We start from the raw sequence: 24,594 nt of genomic DNA, 5'->3' as shown, positions 1-24,594 counted from the left end.
ATAAAGGGTACGCTAATTTTATGTAAAGAAATTATTCAAAATGTTAATCGATTGATTAATCTAATAATAATCTTAATACACATTGTATGAAAAATGGCCCCAGCTCTTTACCACTGCCCTTCACCAAGTTTTTGACCTATAAAGGAATATCTCATTTTCGATCTTGAAAACTTAATTGGACAAGCCAATTGTGGTTCTGTATCCGCTGTATTATTTTGCAAAGGTACATCCACAATCCATCCACGTTCTTGTGCTAAAGGCGAGTTTAAGGACTCAGTTAGGCTTAAAACAGGTTCTACACACACATCAAGATTTGCAAAAATTTCATGCCATTCTTTAAATGATTTCGTTTTAATTTTCTCTTGAATCGCGTGTTTAACTTCCTGTCGGTCTTCGACATCTAAGGAAGCGCCTTTTTGTAATAATAAAGGCAAATCAAGCGCCACTGATAAACCAGACATAAATTGTGGCTCAAGACTACCTATTGAAAGATAACGACCATCTTGAGTCATATAATAGTCATAGAAAATGCCACCATTGAGCATGCCATGCTCAGGTGCCTGTTCAACCTGTGCAGCAAGTGTGGCGGATGCCGCCATACTATTTAGGCTAGCAACACAATCAGTCATAGAAATATCAATATATTGTCCCATTCCACTACGTCCACGTTCGACAACCGCCGCTAAAATTGCAATGACCGCATGAAGTGAACCACCTGCAATGTCTGCAACTTGAATACCGAGTGGTGGCGGACCACTGTCTTGTCGGCCGCTATATCCAGCAATACCTGCTAAAGCTAAATAATTAATGTCGTGCCCAGCCCGATCTTTATAACTTCCAGTTTGGCCATAACCTGTAATTGAACAATAAATTAAACGCGGGTTAATTTCTGCAAGGGTGGCATAGTCCAGCCCTAAACGGCGCATGACATCTGGCCGAAACTGCTCAATCACAATATCAAACTCAGAAATCTTGGCTTTAATCAGATCAATACTTGCAGCATCTTTTAAGTCGAGAACAATCGACTGCTTATTTCGATTTAGATAACTATGTGCAGTCGCCTGCCCATTTGCATAGGGCGGCATAATCCGAATGAGATCTGGACGTGATGGAGATTCAATATGGATGACTTCTGCCCCCATATCGGCTAAATACATTGTGGCGAAAGGTCCAGGTAAGAGCGTCGAGAAATCGAGAACTTTAAGTCCATTTAATGCTGTCGTCATCGTTTTTTTAACCACTATTATTCGAATTTTCTTTTATATTAGTTAAGCAAATATTCTAAAACAATGTCATGTTCAGCCATTTACCTTGATCATTTCGGCAATTTAACATGTAAAAAGTGCTTTTACACTGTTGTAAATCGCCAATTTATTTTTTTAGACGGTCATTTAGGTCAATTTAAAGTGAACATCAAAGAGACTGAAGGATTCAATATGAGTCGCGATACGATTAGCATCCACTTCGTGAATGCGGCTTTGACAGGCGTAAAGCGCCTTGGCATGGATGTCGAGACGTTACTTTCACATGTGGGTATCGAAGCGGAACTATTACGTCAACCTAAAGCTCGAATCTCACCAGAACAATATACCCGTTTTATAAAAATGTTATGGATGGTCACACAAGACGAACACGTTGGTTTCGATGTACAACCGCGTCGTTTGGGCACTTTTGCCATTATGTGTCAGTTGATTATTCATGCAAAAACCTTGGGCCAAGCCCTTGAACTTTCATCTCAATTTTACAAATTATTTGGTGATGAATGGTCAGTAACGCTGGAGCGTGACAAACACGAAGCACGTTTAGTACCTCTCATTCCAAAAACATTAGATCCGGATCATTTCATTACTGAAAGTATGCTCATGATCTGGCATGGATTGGCATCATGGCTGATTGAACGTCGCTTACCATTAGAACGTGTTCATTTTAGCTATCCACGTCCAGCACATGCAGATGAATATGACGCTTTATTCTTTGCGCCGGTTATGCAATTTGACGCACCGCGTACCGAAATAACCTTTGCGGCTGATTATCTTGATTTGCCAATTCGTCAAGATGAAAAAACATTAGAAGAATTCTTAAAAGCAGCCCCTGCTCAGCTTTTAGTAAAATTCAAAAATACCAATTCGTTGACTTCACGTATTCGTGAAGTACTCAAAAGCCAAATTGGTGAAGAAATGCCAACGCTCAATGACGTTGCATCAATGTTGTATTTATCTCCACAAACTTTACGCCGCCGCCTAGCTGCCGAAGGTAAAAGCTATCAGGGCGTGAAAGACGCTTTACGCCGAGATGCTGCGATTCATTTATTACTCAATCCTGAATTAACACTTGAAGATGTTGCTCAGCAAGTTGGCTTTAGTGAAACCAGTACGTTCCACCGTGCATTTAAAAAGTGGACTGGTGTTACTCCCGGTCTATATCGCCAGCTCCATGGTTACCATTAATTCTTAAATCTCTTTAGTTTCACATTTAGCCCAAGTTCAACTTGGGCTTTTTTGTATCGCCATTGGCAAAAATCATCACCTGACTGGTGCGCTTATCGTCATTGCACTCCCTCTTAAAAACAGTACACTCAAAAACACGACAAAGTTTAAGTAATAAAAAAAGGAACTGTTATGAGCGAGGCTTATATTATTGACGCCATTCGCACACCACGCGGAAAAGGAAAAAAAGACGGCTCTCTTTACGAAGTAAAACCAATCACATTACTCACCACTCTATTAAACGAATTACAGCAACGCCATCAACTCGATACATCTAAAGTAGATGATATTGTTCTGGGCTGCGTGACACCAATTGGTGATCAGGGCGGTGATATTGCCAAAACAGCAGCGATTGCAGCGGGCTGGAATGATGATGTTGCAGGTGTGCAAATTAACCGCTTTTGTGCTTCAGGTTTAGAAGCGGTCAACATGGCAGCCATGAAAGTTCGTTCTGGTTGGGAAGATTTAGTGGTTGCTGGTGGCGTTGAATCAATGTCACGTATCCCAATGGGTTCTGATGGCGGACCGTGGGCCTTAGATCCGGAAACCAACCTTAAATCATCTTTTGTTCCACAAGGTGTCGGCGCTGACCTCATTGCAACCTTAGATGGCTATAGCCGAGAAGATGTTGATAATTTTGCCGTAAAGTCACAACAAAAAGCAGCGGCAGCTCAAGCAAATGGTTATTTCGATCAATCAGTTGTGCCAGTCAAAGATCACGCAGGTGTTGTGATTTTAGAAAAAGATGAATTTATTAAAGGCAATACCACACTTGAAGGGTTAGCAAAGCTCAACCCAAGTTTTGAAATGATGGGGCAAATGGGCTTTGATGCTGTTGCCCTGCAAAAATATCCAGAAGCACAAAAAGTAAATCATGTTCATCATGCTGGTAACTCATCAGGTATTGTCGATGGAGCAGCTCTTGTTTTACTGGCTTCAGAAAAAGTAGTGAAAGAACAAAACTTAAAACCACGCGCTAAAGTTTTGGCGACTGCATTAGTCGGTACTGATCCAACTATTATGCTGACTGGCCCTGCCCCTGCCGCACGCAAAGCTTTGGAAAAAGCTGGTTTAACTATTGATGATATTGACCTATTTGAAGTCAACGAAGCATTTGCAGCTGTCGTGATGCGTTTTATTAATGAGCTCAATGTGCCTGCTGAAAAAGTCAACGTAAATGGCGGCGCGATTGCTTTAGGCCATCCCTTAGGAGCAACCGGTGCCATGATTTTGGGTACATTACTTGATGAGCTTGAACGTCAAAATAAAAAACGCGGTTTAGCAACGCTCTGTGTCGGCGGTGGTATGGGTATTGCCACCATTATTGAACGTGTATAAAAATTTAGGAATATATAAAGATGAGTGCAATTCAATACGAAAAAAATGCCGACAATATTGTCATTTTAACGCTTGATTCAACTGGTCAATCTGCAAATACCATGAATGCAGAATTTCGTGACTCGCTTGATGAGGTCACCCAGAAACTTAAAGCAGAAACAGAGCTTTCAGGTGTTATTTTTCGCTCAGCAAAAAAAACTTTCTTTGCTGGTGGTGATTTAGATGAACTGATTCAAGTTCAACCTGAGCATGCAACTGACTTTTTCAATATGGTTGAGAAGTTAAAAGGTCATCTAAGAACGATTGAAACACTAGGGATTCCCGTGGTTGCAGCATTGAATGGCACGGCACTGGGCGGAGGATGGGAAATCGCATTAAGTTGCCATCACCGTATTGCAATCAATGACCCGAAAAGCAAATTTGGCCTACCAGAAGTTACCTTAGGTTTACTACCGGGCGGCGGTGGTATTGTACGTATGGTCCGTCTGCTTGGTCTTCAAAATGCATTCCCATTTTTAATGGAAGGTAAGCAGTTCGGTGTCGATAAAGCCAAATCTTTAGGCCTAATTCATGACACAGCTGAAAATGAACAAGAACTTTTAGATAAAGCGATTGTTTGGATCAAAGCCAATCCAAAATCTCAACAGCCTTTTGATGTGAAGGGTTATAAAATTCCGGGTGGCGATCCAAAAACTCCGGCAGTTGCACAAGTTCTTGCCATTGCACCAGCCATGTTAAAAGACAAAACCAAGGGCTGCTATCCTGCTCCTGAAGCGATTATGGCTGCCGCAGTTGAAGGTGCTCAAGTTGATGTCGATACCGCCTTGCGCATCGAGTCTCGCTACTTTACTCAACTAGCAACAGGCCAAATTTCTAAAAATATGATTGGCACTTTCTGGCACGGCCTAAATGCAATTAAGTCGGGTGCTAGCCGTCCTGCCGATATTGCAAAATGGCAAGCCACTAAAGTGGGTGTGTTGGGTGCGGGCATGATGGGTGCTGGTATTGCCTACGCCACTGCAATTAAAGGCATTCCTGTTATCCTTAAAGATGTATCTGTTGAAAATGCTGAAAAAGGCAAAGCTTATTCTCAGAAATTGCTAGATAAACGTGTTTCACAAGGCCGCATGACGGCAGAAAAACGTGATCAGATTTTATCGCTCATTACGGCCACAGCTTCTGCTGAAGATTTACAAGGTTGTGACCTGATTATTGAAGCCGTATTTGAAAACCAAGAGCTCAAAGCGAAAGTCACTCAAGAAGCTGAACAATACTTAGCGCCTAATGGTGTAATGGCATCAAATACATCCACCCTACCGATTACAGGTTTAGCGCAAGCAAGTAAGGATGATAAAGCATTTATTGGCCTGCATTTCTTTAGCCCTGTCGACAAAATGCAGTTGGTTGAGATTATTAAAGGTAAAAATACCTCCGCAGAGACACTTGCTAAAGCCTACGACTTTGTACAGCAAATTGGAAAAACGCCAATTGTTGTCAATGATAGCCGTGGCTTCTTTACCAGTCGTGTGTTTGGTACTTTTATTCAAGAAGGTATGCGCTTACTTGCAGAAGGCGTTCATCCAGCGCGTATTGAAATGGCAGCACTGAAAGCTGGCATGCCGGTAGGACCACTTGCGATTCAAGATGAAGTGTCTTTAACTTTAACGGAGCATGTTGCAAGTGAAACGCGTAAGGCACTACAAGCTGAAGGCAAAGAGTTACCGAAAACACCGGTAGATGAAGTGATTCATACCATGATTCATGAATTAAACCGTAAAGGTAAAGCTGCTGGCGCAGGTTTTTATGATTATCCTGAAAATGGTAAAAAGCACCTATGGGAAGGCTTAAACCGTTGGCAAAAAGATCATGATATCTCCGAGCAAGATATGATTGACCGTATTTTGTTTGTACAAGCCTTAGATACCCTACGTTGTTACGAAGAAGGGGTATTAGAGTCAGTGATTGATGCCAATGTCGGTTCTATTTTTGGAATTGGTTATGCCCCGTGGACGGGAGGAGCGATTCAATTCTTAAATCAATATGGTATTGATAAAGCACAAAAACGTGCCGAAGAGTTGGCTGCCAAATATGGTGAGCGCTTCACGCCCCCAAAGTTACTAAAAACTAAAGCTGAGCAGAAGCAAAATATTCAATAAGTTAGAGCTCTTGAATATTTAAAAATTGCATAAACCTTACCCATATAAATATATTTTATTTATATGGGTTTTTCTTTATGACCTTTAAGATTTCAGCCTTATACCTAAATATGCTATAAATAGACTTCATTTCTGTGCTTCTACAGCACATTCGAGATATCCTTATGTCCGATAAAAATTCTTCCGAATCAGCAATTTTAGGCTGGAAATTTGTTCTAATCGTCGGTGTTTTAAGTGCGATCTTCCTTGGCTTTTTCTATTTAGCAATGAGTAATGAGCCTGACTATATGCCAGGAGCACAGCGCAAAGCTCAACAGCATGAAATGCAGCAAAAAGCTGAGAAATCAACAGATCAGCAAACTCAGCATGACAATATGTCTGAAATGGACATGCAAGAACATCAGCATTCACATCAGTAATCAGATATTTTTCAAATGACAGATTTTTCTCGCAATGCACTGGTTGTAGAAGGTGGAGGCATGCGTGGTGCCTTTACCAGTGGTGTACTTGATGCTTTTCTACAACAGCAGTTCAATCCTTTTGACTTATACGTTGGTGTATCTTCTGGTTCGACCAATGTAGCTAACTACCTGGCAGGCCAACAAGGTCGCACTTTAACATTTTATATTGATCATTCACTGCGTCCTGAATTTATCGATTACAAGCGCTTTTTTAAGGGCGGCGATTTACTTGATTTAAAATGGATGTGGGAAATTGGTGAGCAAGAGCATCCTCTTGATCAACAGAGTCTTTTTGCCAAAAATCCTGATTTTTATATGGTGTTGACGCATGCCAAAACAGGTCATGCAGAATATCTTCGTGCGGGTAAAGACAATTTACTCAATGCGCTTCGTGCTTCTAGCTCAATTCCAGTTTTAACGCGTCATCCCGTCGATATTATGGGTGAACCTTATTTTGATGGTGGTGTTGCAGATGCCCTACCCGTTCGCTGGACGGCTCAGCAAAGTGGCGTAAAAAAACTGTTAGTTTTACGTACTCGTCCGAAAAACTATTTCAAAGCAAGTAGTCGAGGTGATCAATTCCTCGCAAAATATGCGTTTAAACATCATTATGGTTTCGCTTGTAGCTTGCGTAGCCGCTGTGCTCGTTATAACGCTTCGGTCGATTTTGTTCGTGGTGAAAATCCAGACCAGCAAATTTTAGAAGTGTGTCCACCGCCTCTTAAAAATATGGCTGGCCGTTTAACTACCAATCCAAAAAAGCTTCGCTACAGTTATGAAGTCGGTTTAGAAACTGGCTTACAGGCCATCGAAAGTTGGAATGCAATGAAATAAATTAAAATTGAGATTTCTAAAAAGAAGTCTCAATTTAACTTCAAAACCATATCAATATGTGGAATGCCACAGTCTTCGTAAACTTCACCTTGCACGTGAAAACCTAAAGCTTCATAAAAGGCTGTTACATAGGTTTGTGCTGAAAGCTTTAAGTAAGGCAATTTATAATGACGCGCATATTCAATAATATGCTGCATTAAAATTTTACCTATACCTTGCTTTCGATAAGACATTAAAACAGCAACACGCCCTACACTATGCTGCGGCAACAAACGTGCTGTAGCGATAGGCTGCTCTTTGTCATAGACAATAAAATGTAGAACTGTGGCATCCAAGTCGTCCCATTCATCTTCAGGTGCAATTCCCTGTTCTTGGATAAAGACTTGTTCACGGATGTATTTGGTATCTTTCTCAAGCTGTTCCCAACCACCCTCTACAATTTTATACATCCATTCACCTTCCTAGCACTTACAGCCGATATTTTCGATCGGCAACTGATCTTGCAATAACAATTCCAACGTTTGTTTTTTAATTCCGTACATTTCTTTCAATGCTTGGATTTGAGCCATAATCTTGGCGTCAGGTTGTGAAACGTTTTTGCGTTTTGTCGCCAAAATCATTTTATTTTTGCTGGTATGTTCAAGCGATACAAACTCAAATACTTTGGTTTCATAACCATAAGCTTTTAAAAGTAACGCACGTAAAGTATCGGTCAGCATCTCGGCTTGTTGTCCAGCATGAATACCAAACTGTAGCATTGGTTGTAAAACTTCCGGACTATGTAATTGTGGACGTAACTCTTTGTGGCAACATGGTGCGCACATAATCATCGAAGCGTTTAAACGAATTCCTGTATGAATAGCAAAGTCAGTCGCAATATCACACGCGTGTAAGGCAATCATTACATCCAGCTTTTCCGGTTGATAACTACGAACATCACCTTCAAAAAAGTCTAAATGATTGAAATGAACTTTGTCTGCAACGTTCTGGCAAAACTCCACCAAATTACGGCGCAGCTCTACACCAGTAATTAATGGTGTTTTCTGTTGTTGTTGCAGATAATCATACAATGCAAAAGTTAAATAACCTTTCCCCGAGCCAAAATCGACAATGCGTAACTCTTGTTGAGATGCATCAATCTGTTCATAGGCACTCGCAAAAATTTCGATAAATTTATTAATCTGTTTCCATTTACGAGCCATGCTTGGAATAACTTGGGCTTTCTCATCAGTAATACCCAGCTCTTTTAAAAAAGCATTGCCTTGCTGTACATAGCGCTGCTTTTCACGGTCATGCGCCTGAACCGTTTGTGTCGTATTTACCGCCTGCTTTTTGCCCATATTTAATATGGCTTTTTTCTTATTTTTTTTAAGTTGAATTTCTTGAGTAGTCGAAAATAAGTTTGCTTGCTTACACTGAGTGATTAATTGCTCAATCTGTTGCAAACCTTCTTGAAATGAATAGTTTTTAGTCACATCTTGGGTCGTGTGATGATATAGAGCTGAAAGCTGTTTTTGACCATGTAGCTCTACAACGCGGAAAGTGATTTTTTCCAGCTGCGCCAACTCTCCCTTATATTGGCTCAAGATCAAACGCTCAAAAGCTTGTTGGTCAAGCATTTGCTTGATTTCATGAAAGAATTGCTGTTCTTGCTCAAAGGAGAAAACCGACACGGATATACCTGAAAAATGAAGACTCATATAAAATAGAAGTTTAAAGGGTCTAGGATTAAAAATAAAATAACTTTACGACTGTTTTGTATTTCTATACATTTGTATTTTTAATCAAAAAAATTAAAGTTATGAGTAAATCTGTGTTGGAAACTTACGATCCAAAAGAAGAACTATTTAATGCCTATAGTCATGGTGCTGGCGTTGTTATGGCTGTTGTAGCTTCTATCTTTTTAATTATAAAGGGATCTTATCTTTCAACCGCTCAGTGGGTGGGCTTATGGGTATATTCATTTAGCCTGATTTTAGTTTTTACCAGTTCTACGCTCTATCATTTTGCTCAAACACAAAACCTACGCTACTGGTATAAAAAACTCGATCACACTGCCATTTATTATTTAATTGCGGGAACATATACCCCATTCTTAAGCATTGCTATACCTACACAAAAAGCTCATATTTTACTTATTGCTCTCTGGAGCATTGCTGCAATTGGTACACTTTTCAAGTTAGTTTTTATTCATCGTTTTCAGAAAATTTCGCTACTTGCTTATGTTCTTATGGGTTGGCTTGCTGTTTTTGTTATGGATGATATGCGCACCTATCTGAGTAAAGACGCGTTGATTTTGTTAATTATTGGCGGATTAGCTTATACGGTTGGAGCATTGTTTTACGCGTTAAAAAAGGTAAGATATACCCATGCGATCTGGCATATTTTTGTGCTTTTAGGTGCAGGGGCACATTTTCTTGCAATCTATTGGTACGTAGTTTAGTCCATTTTTCACTCATATTCAGTGATCCTGAAAGAGTCATGGATGATGTTCTTTCACACTATTCTTTGAGAAAAATACGTCTTTAAAAAGAATAGTAATTAAAAATAAATTTTAACGGATATAAGGACTTATATGGATTCAACCTCTGCGACTGCTGCTCCTGTAGTAGCCACTAATTCAAAAACACGAGTTTTGTTTGCAAGCTTAGTCGGTACAACCATTGAGTTCTTCGACTTTTATATCTATGCAACAGCTGCCGTGATTATCTTTCCTCACCTATTTTTCCCTGCTAGTAGTGGCAGTGCCGCAGTCTTACAATCTCTGGCAACCTTTGCAATTGCCTTTATTGCCCGTCCTATCGGTGCCGCATTATTTGGCCATCTAGGAGACCGTATTGGCCGTAAAGCAACTTTAGTTGCAGCTTTACTGACCATGGGTATTTCAACCGTATGTATTGGTTTACTTCCAACTTATGCTCAAATCGGGATTGTCGCACCATTACTATTAGCTGTTTGTCGTTTAGGACAAGGCTTAGGTTTAGGCGGTGAATGGAGCGGCGCAGTATTATTAGCGACTGAAAATGCCCCAGAAGGTAAAAGAGCATGGTACGGCATGTTTCCGCAGCTAGGTGCTCCAATTGGCTTTATTTTAGCAACAGGTTCTTTCTTATTATTAAGTGCAGTTATTCCTGAGCAAGCATTCATGCAATGGGGTTGGCGTATTCCATTCATTGCCAGTGCTGTATTGGTTATTGTTGGCTTATATATCCGTTTAAAACTTCATGAAACTCCAGCTTTCCAGAAAGTGTTAGATAAGCAAAAAGAAGTTAATATTCCATTTAAAGAAGTTTTAACCAAACATACAGGTAAGCTTATTCTTGGTACAGTTGCAGCAATCTGTACCTTTGTTGTGTTCTATCTTACTACCGTATTTGCCTTAAACTGGGGAACCACTAAACTGGGTTATGCGCGTGGAGAGTTTTTAGAACTTCAACTCTTTGCCACACTTTGCTTCGCCGCATTCATTCCTTTATCGGCTATTTTTGCAGAAAAATTTGGTCGAAAAACAACTTCTATTGGTGTCTGTATCGCTGCTGCGATTTTCGGCTTGTTCTTCTCTAGTATGTTAGAGTCTGGAAATACTTTAATCGTTTTCCTTTTCTTATGTACTGGCTTGGCAATTATGGGCTTAACATATGGTCCAATTGGTACAGTTCTTTCTGAACTTTTCCCAACTTCAGTTCGATATACAGGTTCAGCATTAACTTTTAACTTGGCTGGTATTTTTGGTGCATCGTTTGCCCCACTGATTGCGACTAAACTTGCTGAAACTTATGGTTTATATGCGGTTGGTTATTATCTGACTGCTGCATCACTTTTATCACTTATCGCATTCTTACTCATTCGTGAAACAAAAAATGATGATGTAAATAATCAGATTTAAAGTTTTAAACACCCCCCTATAAAAAAGCCAGTTCAAATTGAACTGGCTTTTTTATACGTAAATGAATTAATTCATTGATGCAGGATTTGCTGGAGCAACACTATTTGTTGCAACTGGCGCTGTTACATTGCTTGCTGCAACTGCTGCTGGTCCTGCTACTGCTGCTTCACCGATTAAAGCAACTTTTGCTTTTTCTTGGCTTTTTGCAGAGAGAGCTGGGTTACTTGCCACAATTCGATTAATGTTTGCTGAGTTTGCTGGAGCAATCGCTGTAGTTTGTAAAATAATTGGGCGATTACCTGTGTTACCCAACGTATAGCGAATACCTGTACGTGGACTAATCACTGTAGTATTTTCTTGCTTCACTACAGCTTGAGCCGAAGTTGGGCCTTTCGCTGCAAGCACTTTGTCAACCGTTGTCGTTTGAGGGGCTGAAGCTGCTTCTGCTGCAAAAACAAAACTTGGTACAGCAAGAACAGTTAAAAATAAAGGTTGTAATACTTTTTTCATTGTCTTTCCAACATACACTCTGGATGAGAAGTAAATAGCATTTAATGCTTAAAACTGCAAACATTATTCACAGGCTTACTACAAACATAAAAAAAGCAGAACAATTGTTCTGCTTTTTTTGTGGAGGCAGATTAGATCTTACCGTGACATTGCTTATATTTTAGTCCCGAACCACATGGGCATGGTGCATTACGGCTTTCTGGAACAGGGAAAGCTTGCTGATCGACAGACTCGTTCATGGTTTCTTGAGAAAGTGTAACTTCACCAGTTAAACCATCTACATCATCATGTTCAAAAGAAAGCTTCATTGATTCAGCTTGCTGCTGCTGTTGAGCTTCCATTTCTGCAAGTTCTTCTGGTGTTGGGATATGTACACGAGACAAATCAGTCACAACATCAGTTTTAATAATACCCAACATGTTTACGAACAGGTTGAAAGCTTCTTTCTTATATTCCTGCTCAGGGTTCTTTTGCGCATAGCCACGTAAGTGAATACCTTGGCGCAAATAATCCATTGCAGCCAAGTGATCTTTCCAATGGCGATCAAGAGAGTTTAAAATGAAATGACGTTCAAGCATTGCTGCTGATTCATCACCCATTTGAGCACGGCGCTGACGATAACGCTCAATCACTTCATCACTAATACGCTCAACCAAACCTTCTTCATCTAAACGACGATCTTGGTCTAACCATTGTTGAATTGGCAGCTCAATACCTAAATCAATACGTAAAGCATTTTCTAAACCTTCCACATCCCACTGGTCATGAATTGACTCTGGTGGAATAAAGTTGGCAATCATGCCTTGCATCACTTCACGATGCATTTCTTCAACGTATTCTTTTAAGGTGTTTTCAGCTAATACTTCATCACGTTGTGAGTAAATGATCTTACGCTGTTCATTATTCACGTCATCGTATTTTAATAAGTTCTTACGAATATCGAAGTTACGCGCTTCAACTTTACGCTGAGCATTCTCAATCGAACGGCTCACCATTTTATGTTCAATCGCTTCGTCTTCTTTTAAACCCATCGCGCGCATCATACCAACGACACGGTCGCCTGCGAAAATACGCATCAGGTCATCTTCAAGAGATAAATAGAAACGAGAAACACCAGGGTCACCCTGACGACCGGCACGACCACGCAACTGGTTGTCAATACGACGTGATTCATGACGTTCAGAACCAATAATGTGCAAACCACCGGCTTGCAATACATCTTCGTGGTCTTGTTCCCATTGTGCTTTTAGACGCGCTTCATCTTCTGCAGTTGGGTTTTCAAGTTTGGCAAGCTTAGCTTTCCAGTTACCACCCAAGATAATATCCGTACCACGACCAGCCATGTTAGTTGCAATCGTTACTGCATTCGGGCTACCCGCTTGAGCAATAATGTCAGCTTCACGCTCATGTTGTTTTGCGTTCAAAACTTCATGATGAATACCAGCTTGCATTAACTTAGAAGATAAAATTTCGCTGGCTTCAATGGTTGCTGTACCAATCAAAATTGGAGCAACACCCTGCTGACGAATATTCATAATTTCTTGAATAATCGCGTTATATTTGCCATTACGGTTTAAATAAATTAAATCGTTTTGGTCGTTACGAATCATTGGACGGTGAGTTGGAATAATCACGACATCAAGACCGTAAATTTCTTTCATTTCCGCAGCTTCAGTATCAGCAGTACCTGTCATACCTGAAAGCTTTTTATAGAGACGGAAATAGTTCTGGAATGTTGTTGTCGCTAAAGTTTGGTTTTCAGGCTGAATTTCCAAGCCTTCTTTTGCTTCAACAGCTTGATGCAAACCTTCTGACCAACGACGACCCGGCATCGTACGACCTGTATGTTCATCAACAATAACCACTTCACCATCATGAATAATATAGTGAACATCACGTTGGAATAGGAAATGCGCACGAATAGCAGCAGATACATGGTGAACAAGGTTTAGGTTTGTTGCTGAATACAAGCTTTCGCCTTCAGCCAACAAGCCCATTTGAATAAGTTCTTGTTCAACAGTTTCATAACCAACTTCGGTCATTTCAACTGAACGCTGCTTTTCATCAATCCAGAAATGACCACCATCTGCTACTTTTTCTTCTTTTTGCGGATGTAATTTAGGTGGAATTGTATTGATTGCACTGTAGAGGTGTGAAGAGTCTTCACTTTGACCAGAAATAATTAATGGTGTACGTGCCTCATCAATTAAGATGGAGTCAACTTCATCGATAATGGCATAGTGCAAACCACGTTGTTTCTTTTCTGCTAAAGAAAACACCATGTTGTCACGTAAGTAGTCAAAACCGAATTCGTTATTGGTACCGTAAGTAATATCTGCAAGATAAGCTTCCGCTTTTTCTGATGGACCTTGCATTGAATAAATCGTACCAATTGATAGGCCCAAAAATTCAAATAATGGGCGATTCAACTCGGCATCACGTTGTGCCAAATAATCGTTCACAGTAATGACATGTACACCCTGACCACTCAAAGCGTTTAAATAACACGCCAGAGTACCCATAAGGGTTTTACCTTCACCAGTACGCATCTCGGCAATCTTACCTTCATGTAAGGTAATACCACCAATTAACTGAACGTCATAATGACGCATACCCATTACACGTTTAGCAGCTTCACGACAAACTGCAAACGCTTCTGGAAGTAATTTATCTAAACTTTCGCCATTATTATAACGTTGTTTGAATTCTGGAGTTTTTGCAGATAAGTCTGCATCGCTTAAAGCTGATATCGTCGGCTCGAGCGCATTGATTTGCTCAACAATTTTGCGCATGCGTTTGAGTTCACGCTCATTTTTTGTACCGAAGATACCTCCGATCAGACTTGCCAACATGGATAAACTCTCTAAATCTTGCTTGGTCAAATGAATAAACTTTTTCTCAGTCGTTTATTATGGTGTCAGAAATTTGAAGTACAAGGGGTTTGCACAAAACCCCTAAAAAAAATCTGATAGTTAGACGAATGGTTTTTCATTCATCTAATCTCCCCTTAATGTGCCGAGCACCAAAAACACACCATTAACGCTCATCGATTAAGCATAACTTCCGAGAAATCTAATTTAGCAAATTTACCTTAAAGTTACATTGATTAAGCACTTAAAATAATGAGTTTTAGTCATATATATTTACACTTATATAAAAAGTTCATAATAAAATACAAAAACAATAATTTTAATCATAAAGTAAATGCTGCATATTCATTCAATCGAATAACAAATTATGAGCAATTGAGGAAAGATCATGACACTACGATTAGGAGATACTGCTCCCAATTTTCAACAAGAATCGAGTGAAGGCACGATTAATTTTTATGATTTTTTAGGTGATAGTTGGGGAATCTTATTTTCACATCCAGCCGACTATACTCCCGTATGTACAACTGAGTTAGGTTATACAGCAAAATTAAAAGATGAATTTACGAAGCGTAATGTTAAAGCGATTGCTTTGTCAGTAGACGATGTAGAGTCTCATAAAGGCTGGATTAATGACATTAATGAAACACAAAATACAACGGTAAATTTTCCAATCATTGCAGATAAAGACCGTAAAGTATCTGAGCTCTATGGTTTCATTCACCCTAATGCCAGCGAAACTCTGACAGTGCGCTCATTAGTGATTATTGATCCTAACAAAAAAGTTCGGTTAATCATTACTTACCCTGCTTCGACGGGCCGAAATTTCAATGAAGTCTTACGTGTTGTGGATTCATTACAATTAACAGATAAGCATAAAGTCGCTACACCTGCGAACTGGCAGCAAGGTGAAGATGTCGTTATTGTGCCATCACTTAAAGATGAAGAAGAAATTAAACAGCGTTTCCCTAAAGGTTATACGGCTGTTAAACCTTATTTACGACTCACACCACAGCCTGAAAGCAATAAAACCGACTAAAGGTTTTATTGCTTGCAAGACAAACGCAGTGCGTAGGCAAACATTTGAAAAGTTAGATACAAGACAAGCGAAGTGCGTAGGCAAGCATTCGAAAAGTTGGCTACAAGACAAGCAAAGCGCGTAGGCACACTTAGATTAAATATCACACCCGAAAAAGTCATCTAGAGTGATGGCTTTTTTATTTATGTATTGAATACTCATGGTTTTTATTGTTTAGATCAGTTATAACTCGAAACGATTCGGTAAAAAATAAAAATCATGATCTATAAAATTCATCATTTAAAGTGTGGCAGCATGTGCCCAGTTTGCGCCCCATTATTTGGACAAAAAGGCTTCCGAGCTGAAGTCATCTGTCATTGCCTTCTGGTTGAAACTGATCGAGGCTTAGTGCTTATCGATACAGGCTTTGGCTTGCAAGATTACTTACATATGAAGCAACGCCTAGGCTCATTAGTTAAACGTTTAGGCAAAATTGAGCCTAACCTTGAGTTTAGTGCGATCCAACAAATTCAAAAGCTAGGATTTAATGCGAAAGATGTACAGCACATCTTTATCACTCATCTTGATTTTGATCATGCTGGTGGAATTTCAGATTTTCCACATGCCACTGTGCATGTTTTAGCTGCAGAATATAACGCAGCCCAACTTCCAAATTTTAAGGGCAAACTTCGTTATAGAACCAATCAATATAAAGATCATCGCTACTGGAACTTTGTTGAATATCAAAAAGGTGAAGCATGGTTTAACCTCGAAAAAGTAAAAGGATTTCCACTGTTTCAAGATGAAATTTTAATGGTACCACTGTTGGGGCATTCAGCTGGACATTGCGGTATTGCAATAAAGCAGCAAAATCAATGGTTATTATTTTGTGGAGATGCCTACTACTCACACCTAGAGTTAAACCCTAAAAATAAATTAAGATCACTCGGGCTGTTGGAAAAAACATTTGCAGAAGATAATGAAAAGCGTCTTTTTAATCTCAAGCGTTTACAGCATTTAGCTCAACATGAACCAACGATTGAAATAATTTGTGCTCACGACCCTCATGAGCTGAAACGGTATCAAACATGAAAAAATTATCGCTCCTTACACTTGTCATCTGTATAAGTTTACAAGGGTGTATGCAGCACGAAAGTATCGCCCATGAGCATCGACCACAAGATTGGGGAAGCTTAGTTTCTCAGACTCATAACTTTTATCAAATTAGTAATGATGTTTATCGCAGTGAACAGCCTGATGCTGCAATGATTTCTGAATTAAAGAATCATCAAATTGGAACGATCATTAATTTAAGAGCCAAAGACGCAGATACTTTAGTTTTTAAAAATGAAAATTTTAATCTTGTGCATATTCCTATCAACACTTGGGCAATTGACCGACAAGACCTCCTAGAAGTCATGCAACAAATCAAAATTGCCAAGCAGAATGATCAACGCGTTTTATTGCACTGCTACCATGGTTCAGACCGTACTGGTGCCAGCGTTGCCATGTATCGTATTATTTTTGAAAATTGGGCAATTGATGATGCGGTTAAGGAAATGAAACAAGGTGGTTACGGTTATCATATTATTTGGAAGAACATTGACCGTTTATTTACACCTGAAAATGTAAAATGGATTCAACAGCAACTGTCGAATCCATCTTAGTACATTTTGAGTGGAATTTTTAATCTGGTTAACGTTGGTCTAACGGTACCCAGTCAATCACCCACGCCGATTTCATATTTAAACTTGAATCAGAAGAAATTTTCTTACGAGCAGCATCTGCTGTATCTCGGTCTTTTGCAGGTCCAACCATAATACGAATACCCTTACTGGTTGGACTTGTAGTGACCTTATAGCCTTTAGCTCGTAATTTGGAAACAACTGCATCTGCATTGGCTTGGTTAGCAGCCAAAGCGACTTGAACCATCCACTTTTTATCGCCATTTTCAAGCAGTTCACGTGCTTTTTCTGCTTCAGCTTTTTTCTCAGCTTCTGCTTTTCGTTTAGCATCAGAGGCTTTTTTATCAGCTTCTGCTTGTCGTTTGGCTTCAGCAGCTTTCTTGTCTGCTTCTGCTTGGCGTTTCACTTCTGCAGCCTTTTTATCTGCTTCTGCCTGTCGTTTAGCTTCTGCTGCTTTTCTGTCTGCTTCTGCTTGGCGTTTTGCTTCAGTTGCTTTTTTGTCTGCTTCTGCTTGACGCTTAGCATCAGCCGCTTTCTTGTCTGCTTCCGCTTGGCGTTTTGCTTCAGAAGCTTTTTTGTCTGCATCTATTTTTGAAGTATCAGTTGTTTTATTCACCGTATTGGTTTGCTGGTTTTTAGCTTTCGCCTCACCCACTAACTCCGGTGGAATATTATCTGAACTTTCTTGAGCTGCTGTACGGCGCGCATTAATCGCAGCGTACTCTGCTGCAGCTTTACGAGCAGCGTCAGCTTCAGCTTGCTGCTGCATTGCTAAGAACTCAGCTGCACGTGCTTCTTGTTCAGCAACTGCCTTTTCACGCGCACGACGCTGTTCTTCTAGCAAACGTTTTTCAGTTTCAACATCAACCGCAAGAGGTTGTAGTTGTACCATTTGCCCTTCAGTTGTCTGTTTTGGTTTAGTTTGAGTTTTTGGCGATGTGGATGCGGATGGTTGAGCTTCAACCTGTTTTATTTCCTCATTTCCTTTTAGAAGTAATGCTGCCAATAAAACACCACCTCCTAGTAAAACAACGCCACCCATCCAGCGTTGTTTGTTATTCATTGACATTCTTCCAAATACTCCCAAATCGCTTCTAAAGTATGAAACGAACCACAGGCCAAAATCAGCTGATTGTTATTTGTTTGCTCAAGCGCTGATTTAAAAGCCTCTTTGATATTGCCATATTGTTGTACTGTCTGGCCTTGCAAGGCATCATTGAGTTGCTGAATCGGTGCAGCACGCGGCACATTCAATTCAGCAATTTTCCAATGTAAAACAGTAGGTTTCAATAAATCGACTACTGATTTTATATCTTTATCTGCCAGCATTGAAAATACTGCGACAACTTCTGTGTACTGTTTATTGTATTCTAAGAAATTTCGCAATTGCTTTAACAAAAATTCAACACCATGTGGATTGTGCCCAGCATCAAAAATAACTGTCTTCCCATCCACTTGACGTTGTTCAAAACGTCCAGCTAAGCGAGCAGATCGAATACCTTTTTCTAATGCTGACTGAGAAATTTCAAGTCCGCTATTTAAAATGGCAGCAACCGCCCCTGCAATATTCTCAATCGCTAATGTACCTAAAGGAAGTTTTAAAGTGGTTCCTTCCGAAGCAAAGTACCAGTTTTGTCCATCTTCTGCGAGCTTATAGAAATAATCACGATTAACAGTATATAACTCTGTTTGTGAACTTTGTGCTTTATCTTGAATTGCTTGCGGTAATTGTTGCTCACCCGCAAAGATAACCGGAATATGTGGACGAATAATGCCTGCTTTTTCAAAAGCAATTTTTTCGATAGTATCGCCTAACCAGTCTGTGTGATCTAGGCCAATATTAGTAATCACTGCAACATCGGGATCAATCACATTGACGACATCTAAACGCCCGCCCAAACCGACTTCGAGCACCCATACATCACATTGTTGTTGTTTAAAAATAACAAAAGCAGCCAAAGTGGTTGCTTCAAAAAAAGATAAGCTTAAATCACAATCGCGACGAGCCTGATCGACTTGAACAAAAGCATCAATCAGACTTTGATCATCGACTTCAACTCCACCTAGTTTAACTCGCTCATTAAAGCGATAGATATGCGGTGACTGATATAACCCAACTTTATAACCCTGTGCGTTTAATATCGCAGCCAGTGTGGTTGTGGTTGAGCCTTTACCATTCGTTCCGGCTACTGTAAAAACTTTAGCATTAGGCTGAGTTACACCCAGCTTTTCTGCAACAGGAATTACACGTTCCAGACCAAGATCTATCCCTGTAACGTGAACATGGCTCCAATAATTGAGCCATGTATCTAAAGAGTCTATTGAAAGTGGAGCTTGTTGGTTCAAGGTAAGTTCATCAATTTCGATACAAGTCGAGATACAGTATCACGTAAAGCATGACGATGAACAATCTGATCGATTACACCATGATCAAGCAAATATTCAGCACGTTGGAACGGTTCTTCAAGAGTTTCACGTACAGTCTGCTCAATTACACGCTTACCAGCAAAGCCAATCATTGCTTTAGGTTCAGCAATATGAATATCACCCAACATTGCTAAAGAAGCTGTTACACCACCATACACAGGATGTGTTAACACGACGATATATGGTAAGCCAGCATCTTTTAATTTTTGAATCGCAGCAGAAGTACGCGCCATTTGCATAAGCGACAACATACCTTCTTGCATACGCGCGCCGCCAGAAGCTGCGAAACAGATTAATGGCTGACGTTTTTCAATTGCAAGCTCGGCAGCCTTTACAAAACGATCACCTACAACTGTACCCATTGAGCCGCCCATAAAGTCGAACTCAAAAGCACATGCAATCATATCTACGCCATTTAAGTTACCTTGCATGGCAATTAACGCTTCCGTTTCACCAGTTTTGCTTTGCGCTTCACGCATACGATCTGGATACGGTTTAGAGTCAACAAACTTTAATGGATCTTTTGCAGTAAATTCTTGACCCAATTCAGTTACAACATTATCGAAGAACCAGTTCAAGCGGTCACGAGCTTTCATTCGTAAGTGTTCGTCACATTGCGGACAAACATATGCATTGAAAGAAATTGCTGTACGTGTCACTAGTGCATGACATTCAGGACATTCAATCGTTGGCTCAGTAAATGTTGCTTTGAGAATTTGTTGCTCATCTGCGACTTCAATACCTGGAACCGGACGTTTTGTCCATGGTGTCGAAGGGCTAAGAACTTTCCCTGGTTTCACTTCTTGATTCATACTAACTCATCGAGCGCTGCTCGAAGCTCCTTGACTTTACTCACCGTCTGTTCAACAGCGTCATCCGCTGCCAACGTTGCAAAATTTTTAACGAAAGCACTACCTACAATCACGGCATCAGCAACATTACCCATTGCTTTTGCTGAAGCGGCATCACTAATACCAAAACCAACACCCACTGGAATATTAGTGGCATTTTTGATTTTTTGAATACGCGCAGCAGCTTCTGCCGTATCAAGTGTTGCTGCTCCAGTTACACCCTTAAGTGAAACGTAGTAAATAAAACCACTTGCCTGATTTGTCACATGTTGAATGCGTTGATCTGTAGAAGTTGGTGCAAGTAAGAAAATTTGGTCCATATCATGTTGTTTCAACACAGCACCAAATTCTTTTGACTCTTCTGGTGGTAAATCCACAAGTAATAAGCCATCTACACCACATTGTTTCGCATGAGAAACAAACTTCTCGTAACCAATCACTTCAACCGGATTCAGATAACCCATTAAAACAACAGGTGTTTCCTGATCCTGCTCACGGAACTCTTTTACCATGTTGAGTGCATCCAACGTGTTAGTCCCTGCTGCAAGCGCACGTTCAGCTGCAAGCGCAATTACCGGACCATCAGCCATTGGATCTGAAAATGGTAAACCAAGCTCAATGACATCTACTCCTGCCTCAACCATTTTATGCAGTAACGGAACCGTTACTTGTGGCTGTGGATCACCCGCCATAACATAAGATACAAGCGCTTTACGTTGTTGGGACTTAAGCTTTTCAAAACGGGTGGCAAGACGTGACATAGGGTTGTGCTTTCCTTGAATTATTTAAAATTGAGGAGTTGTTTGTAGAAATACAAGAACATCGCATTTTAACGCTATTTTTTGTCCATTGAACAGGTCTAACGTTATGGCGATATTCGATTGTATGATTCATACAACCCATGGTGTACATTTATCAATATTTTGAAACTTTTCTCAATGATCAAAGCTTCCTATTTTCGAGCCATTATTAGATTGCTTCCCGATCAAAAAACAATCACGCAAAACTTATTTCTCAATATTTTTATTGGCGAGTTGTAATTCCTTTTTCCGCGTGAGTAAAGTTTGTCCTGTCAAATTTTTATGAGCCCGTGCAAGTGCCGACTGATCCGAATATCCCAACTGTTCAGCAATTGTGGTGAGGCTTTCATTTTGGTGAAGTAATATTTCACAGCGTTTCATGCGTTCAGTATCTAAAATTAATTTAAATGAAGTATTTAATGACTGTAATTGACGCTGCAAGCTTCGTACTGAAATATTCAACTCAATAGCAATATCCTCTATTTTAGGGGCTTGTTGCTTGTGTTTGAAATATTCATGAACAATCCAATGTATTTGCTGGGCTAAATCTGTATGTATTTTCCGTTGAGCCAATGCCTCTTCTGCTTGTTTCACTAAAAGTTGCATTAAGCTGGGGTCTGCGTGCCGAGGGCGAACATTCAATCCCTCACTTGCAAAAGTTAATGCATAGTAAGGTTGTTCAAATGACAATTTGCATTGAAAGAAACGCTGATAGTGAACTAAGGGACCACGTGAGCGGTGCACAAACTCCACATGCTGCAAGAGAAAATCATGGAAAGGGGCAATTTGTTTAGCAAGCTGCACCATAGCAGCTAAAGTCAGTTCACAAAGTATGATATTACTGGCATCAACTAGCGGCCAATACAAACGAATATTAGAAGCATCTTGTTCAACTTGCATAGGTACGACTTGCTCACCGTCAATCACGAGACGATGAAATTTCATGACATATTCAAGAACCTCTGCGAAGCTTCCACTTCGAGAAGCCATATATCCCAGTACACCAAAATTGGCAGGTGTAATACAAGTTGCCATTTCTAGGGCTAAATTAGAAACTTGTAGACGAGACTCTGTCAGTTCTAAAAGTTCAAGAAAAAAGTTTAAAGAAGATTGAGCATCAATAGATGAAGCTAAAATATTTTGAACTTGACGGGCCTGAACATCTGTAAGGTTTAATGCCTGCCAATCGATTCCTTTTTCTTTTAAATAAGTATTCCACAGATAAAAGTAGCCATTTGAAATCGTAAAATCCTGCATGGCTCATCCTTTTTTTAATGCCATCTTGTCGTAAACTGTATAAAAATTGGCAATAACTGTCAAAACAAAGCCGACTATTAGCGACATACTGATAAACATGTTAGATGCGAGAAATAAAAATATGAACGCACATGTTTCTTATCAGGTCGAGCCAGTAGTTCGTAAAGATCTAGATTTTCATTTAAACGAAGCGCCTCGCTTTTGGTTTAATAACGATCCTTTTCTGACTCGCATGTTTGATGCACTCAGCTTAACCTTTCCGGATGGAGAGCGTTATTTTATTGAATGTGTCCGTATGTTCCGAGACAAAATTGATGATCCCGAGCTACAAAAACGGGTTGCGGACTTTATTAAACAAGAAGCTCAACACGGTATTGCTCATGACAAAATGAATCAGCTCATGAAAGAGCAAGGCATGCCTGTTGACCAGTTCACAGCCACACTTAAAAGAATTTTTCGTTTTGAACTCACTAAACGCTCACCTCAATACAATATTGCGATGACGGCGGCAGCTGAACATTTAACAGCACTAATGGCAGAAACGTTTTATAGCAATAAAAAAACTTTGGAAAATGCACATCCTTATGTTCGTGCATTATTTGCATGGCATGCCATTGAAGAAATGGAACATCGAGATGTGGCATTTGATGTTATGAGACAGGTGGGCGAAGTTCCAGAGTCGACTCGTCGTTTTGTATTGGTTCTGACGACAGTACTCATGTTTGGTTTTACACTCTATAGAACCAACATTATGTTGAAATGCGATGGCTTTAGTCCAAGAGAAAGGCTCTTGATGAACCTTAAAGGTTTACCTTGGTTCTTTGGCAAAAATGGCACATTAACCGCTATGAAAAACCAATATTTAGATTGGTTTAAAAAAGATTTTCATCCAAGTCAGCATCCAGTCATTCGTCAATATCCTGTTTGGATTGAAACACTCGAAAAGACAAATGATCCTATTGCAGCTGGTGAGGCATTCTGGCAAGCAGGCTTATAACCTGCTTGTTACCATTTTGCATAATGCTGTTCTAGTAAACCGTATTGCTCATTGCAATTGATGATATCGGTTGCCTCATGCTCAATCGTGCCGCTAATTTTAGCTTGCCACTGGTTGAACTGGCTACCAATCATTCTTAAGTTTATATTTTCATATCGGCACCAACCAATATGTACTTGTAGATTAAGCTTGTGATCTAAAGAGCTAATTTGCCAAAGCTCATCATTTACTTTTTCAAATAAAACATCAGTTAGTGGAAATAAAACGCCGTTAATCCATAAGCAGTTTTCATTACCAAAACTTTCATTAACACCAGAAGCCAGATTTAGTCCTATACGACGCCCTTGCTCATCCCAGAAATTACATGAAAGCCAGAACCAAGCTGTTTCAGGTCGCAAAAAACCGCAGGTATCATCTAAAGAGGCAAATGTCTTTTCATCAAATTGTACGACTTGGTTTTGCTTATTAATAAACATCCCTTCTACACCCAGCGTGGTCTGCTTTTGGGTATAAGTCCAACCATTGATGCCAGTTGGTGTACACAAACTTAATATATCGGTCCCAGCACAAAAAATACGAGCGCTAAGTTGAATCTCACCATATTTGGTCACTCGAATGTATCGCACACCATTAGCATGCTGGATATCAAACTGATAAGGCGATTTAGAAAAATAGCTTTGATTAAACAATGGCTGTTCATCGAGATAGGTTTTATGCCCTAAAGGCTGAATCGCATTCCACTCGATGACTTGCTCTGTTTCATGGTCATAAATATAGAAAAAGCCATGCCCGACCCAGCCGATATCTGCAATTGCCAGACCAATACTATAGTGTTTATGTTGAATGCCGCAGAATTTAAATTTTTTATATTTTAATTGTTTACGCCAGCCTTTAAGGACCTTACCGTAAGGGGTTTTATAAATATAATGTTGTACGTGAATGGTTGACGGTACAGATTCAAAACGCCCGTAGCGAGGCTGTCCATTTTCTTGAATTAAATCCATTTACCCACTTCCAT

General features: G+C 39.9%; 22 protein-coding genes. 11 read left to right on the top strand and 11 right to left on the bottom strand.

Going from position 1 to position 24,594, the window contains the following annotated elements; genetic code table 11:
• Positions 1-107 precede the first annotated feature (107 nt).
• Positions 108-1,226: a CaiB/BaiF CoA transferase family protein gene (amacR, locus tag MKX14_RS13845; RefSeq protein ID WP_240282732.1), complete on the bottom strand. Its 1,119-nt coding sequence runs from the start codon at positions 1,224-1,226 to the stop codon at positions 108-110.
• 210 nt (positions 1,227-1,436) lie between these two features.
• On the opposite strand from amacR, the gene MKX14_RS13840 reads away from it, so the two are divergent.
• The 5 genes from MKX14_RS13840 to yjjU all read left to right on the top strand — a co-directional run bounded on the left by MKX14_RS13840 (position 1,437) and on the right by yjjU (position 7,275).
• Positions 1,437-2,447: an AraC family transcriptional regulator gene (locus tag MKX14_RS13840; RefSeq protein WP_000085721.1), complete on the top strand. Its 1,011-nt coding sequence runs from the start codon at positions 1,437-1,439 to the stop codon at positions 2,445-2,447.
• A 171-nt stretch (positions 2,448-2,618) separates the two neighbouring features.
• Complete coding sequence (gene fadA, locus MKX14_RS13835; protein WP_240282731.1) at positions 2,619-3,824, top strand: acetyl-CoA C-acetyltransferase; 1,206 nt, start codon at positions 2,619-2,621, stop codon at positions 3,822-3,824.
• Positions 3,825-3,844: 20 nt separating this feature from the next.
• Positions 3,845-5,980: a 3-hydroxyacyl-CoA dehydrogenase NAD-binding domain-containing protein gene (locus tag MKX14_RS13830; RefSeq protein ID WP_240282730.1), complete on the top strand. Its 2,136-nt coding sequence runs from the start codon at positions 3,845-3,847 to the stop codon at positions 5,978-5,980.
• A 164-nt stretch (positions 5,981-6,144) separates the two neighbouring features.
• Positions 6,145-6,399, top strand: coding sequence for a hypothetical protein (locus tag MKX14_RS13825; RefSeq protein WP_032044159.1), 255 nt, complete (start codon positions 6,145-6,147; stop codon positions 6,397-6,399).
• A gap of 15 nt (positions 6,400-6,414) precedes the next feature.
• Positions 6,415-7,275 (top strand): patatin-like phospholipase family protein, encoded by an 861-nt coding sequence (gene yjjU / locus MKX14_RS13820; RefSeq protein ID WP_240282729.1) that lies wholly within the window; start codon positions 6,415-6,417, stop codon positions 7,273-7,275.
• Between the two features lie 29 nt (positions 7,276-7,304).
• Here the strand turns inward: yjjU and MKX14_RS13815 are convergent, their stop codons facing one another.
• Positions 7,305-7,724, bottom strand: coding sequence for a GNAT family N-acetyltransferase (locus MKX14_RS13815; protein ID WP_240282728.1), 420 nt, complete (start codon positions 7,722-7,724; stop codon positions 7,305-7,307).
• Positions 7,725-7,736: 12 nt separating this feature from the next.
• On the bottom strand, positions 7,737-8,948 hold the full coding sequence (gstcD, locus tag MKX14_RS13810; RefSeq protein WP_081310015.1) for a class I SAM-dependent methyltransferase: 1,212 nt from the start codon (positions 8,946-8,948) through the stop codon (positions 7,737-7,739).
• A gap of 128 nt (positions 8,949-9,076) precedes the next feature.
• Here gstcD and trhA point away from each other — a divergent pair, with 128 nt between their 5' ends.
• Positions 9,077-9,718 carry a PAQR family membrane homeostasis protein TrhA gene (gene trhA / locus MKX14_RS13805; protein ID WP_031944657.1) on the top strand — a complete coding sequence of 214 codons (642 nt, stop codon included), beginning with the start codon at positions 9,077-9,079 and terminating at the stop codon, positions 9,716-9,718.
• Between the two features lie 132 nt (positions 9,719-9,850).
• A complete protein-coding gene (gene yhjE, locus MKX14_RS13800; protein ID WP_240282727.1) occupies positions 9,851-11,161 on the top strand; it encodes an MFS transporter in 1,311 nt (436 codons plus the stop codon).
• Between the two features lie 66 nt (positions 11,162-11,227).
• Here the strand turns inward: yhjE and MKX14_RS13795 are convergent, their stop codons facing one another.
• Entirely contained in the window at positions 11,228-11,671 is a 444-nt protein-coding gene (locus tag MKX14_RS13795) for a hypothetical protein (RefSeq protein WP_064786025.1), read from the bottom strand.
• Between the two features lie 131 nt (positions 11,672-11,802).
• Positions 11,803-14,523, bottom strand: a complete 2,721-nt coding sequence (gene secA / locus MKX14_RS13790) for a preprotein translocase subunit SecA (protein ID WP_240282726.1) — start codon at positions 14,521-14,523, stop codon at positions 11,803-11,805.
• A 406-nt stretch (positions 14,524-14,929) separates the two neighbouring features.
• Here secA and MKX14_RS13785 point away from each other — a divergent pair, with 406 nt between their 5' ends.
• From MKX14_RS13785 to MKX14_RS13775, 3 genes are all read left to right on the top strand, one after another.
• A complete protein-coding gene (locus MKX14_RS13785; RefSeq protein WP_199977966.1) occupies positions 14,930-15,580 on the top strand; it encodes a peroxiredoxin in 651 nt (216 codons plus the stop codon).
• Positions 15,581-15,838: 258 nt separating this feature from the next.
• On the top strand, positions 15,839-16,651 hold the full coding sequence (locus MKX14_RS13780) for an MBL fold metallo-hydrolase (RefSeq protein WP_199977967.1): 813 nt from the start codon (positions 15,839-15,841) through the stop codon (positions 16,649-16,651).
• Positions 16,648-17,226: a dual specificity protein phosphatase family protein gene (locus MKX14_RS13775; RefSeq protein WP_197738968.1), complete on the top strand. Its 579-nt coding sequence runs from the start codon at positions 16,648-16,650 to the stop codon at positions 17,224-17,226. Before MKX14_RS13780 ends, MKX14_RS13775 begins: the two co-directional genes overlap by 4 nt.
• Before the next feature lie 28 nt (positions 17,227-17,254).
• Here the strand turns inward: MKX14_RS13775 and MKX14_RS13770 are convergent, their stop codons facing one another.
• The 5 genes from MKX14_RS13770 to MKX14_RS13750 form a co-directional block, all read right to left on the bottom strand.
• Positions 17,255-18,313, bottom strand: coding sequence for an SPOR domain-containing protein (locus tag MKX14_RS13770; protein WP_046811906.1), 1,059 nt, complete (start codon positions 18,311-18,313; stop codon positions 17,255-17,257).
• On the bottom strand, positions 18,304-19,590 hold the full coding sequence (folC, locus tag MKX14_RS13765) for a bifunctional tetrahydrofolate synthase/dihydrofolate synthase (protein WP_240282725.1): 1,287 nt from the start codon (positions 19,588-19,590) through the stop codon (positions 18,304-18,306). Before folC ends, MKX14_RS13770 begins: the two co-directional genes overlap by 10 nt.
• Complete coding sequence (gene accD, locus MKX14_RS13760) at positions 19,587-20,483, bottom strand: acetyl-CoA carboxylase, carboxyltransferase subunit beta (protein WP_002116475.1); 897 nt, start codon at positions 20,481-20,483, stop codon at positions 19,587-19,589. The genes folC and accD overlap by 4 nt, the downstream gene beginning before the upstream one ends.
• Positions 20,480-21,283 carry a tryptophan synthase subunit alpha gene (gene trpA / locus MKX14_RS13755; protein WP_108009051.1) on the bottom strand — a complete coding sequence of 268 codons (804 nt, stop codon included), beginning with the start codon at positions 21,281-21,283 and terminating at the stop codon, positions 20,480-20,482. The genes accD and trpA overlap by 4 nt, the downstream gene beginning before the upstream one ends.
• A 246-nt stretch (positions 21,284-21,529) precedes the next feature.
• A complete protein-coding gene (locus tag MKX14_RS13750; protein ID WP_017482184.1) occupies positions 21,530-22,579 on the bottom strand; it encodes an AraC family transcriptional regulator in 1,050 nt (349 codons plus the stop codon).
• A gap of 121 nt (positions 22,580-22,700) precedes the next feature.
• Between MKX14_RS13750 and MKX14_RS13745 the strand changes: the two genes are divergently transcribed.
• On the top strand, positions 22,701-23,576 hold the full coding sequence (locus MKX14_RS13745) for a metal-dependent hydrolase (RefSeq protein WP_240282724.1): 876 nt from the start codon (positions 22,701-22,703) through the stop codon (positions 23,574-23,576).
• 8 nt (positions 23,577-23,584) lie between these two features.
• Here MKX14_RS13745 and MKX14_RS13740 read toward each other — a convergent pair whose 3' ends face one another.
• Complete coding sequence (locus MKX14_RS13740; RefSeq protein ID WP_240282723.1) at positions 23,585-24,580, bottom strand: DUF2804 domain-containing protein; 996 nt, start codon at positions 24,578-24,580, stop codon at positions 23,585-23,587.
• Between the last annotated feature and the right edge of the window lie 14 nt (positions 24,581-24,594).

Origin of the sequence: Acinetobacter pittii, assembly GCF_022449185.1 — a bacterium.
GTDB lineage: Bacteria > Pseudomonadota > Gammaproteobacteria > Pseudomonadales > Moraxellaceae > Acinetobacter > Acinetobacter pittii_I.
The sequence above is the reverse complement of the archived record's forward strand: the minus strand, read 5'-3'. Positions and strand labels throughout refer to the sequence as shown.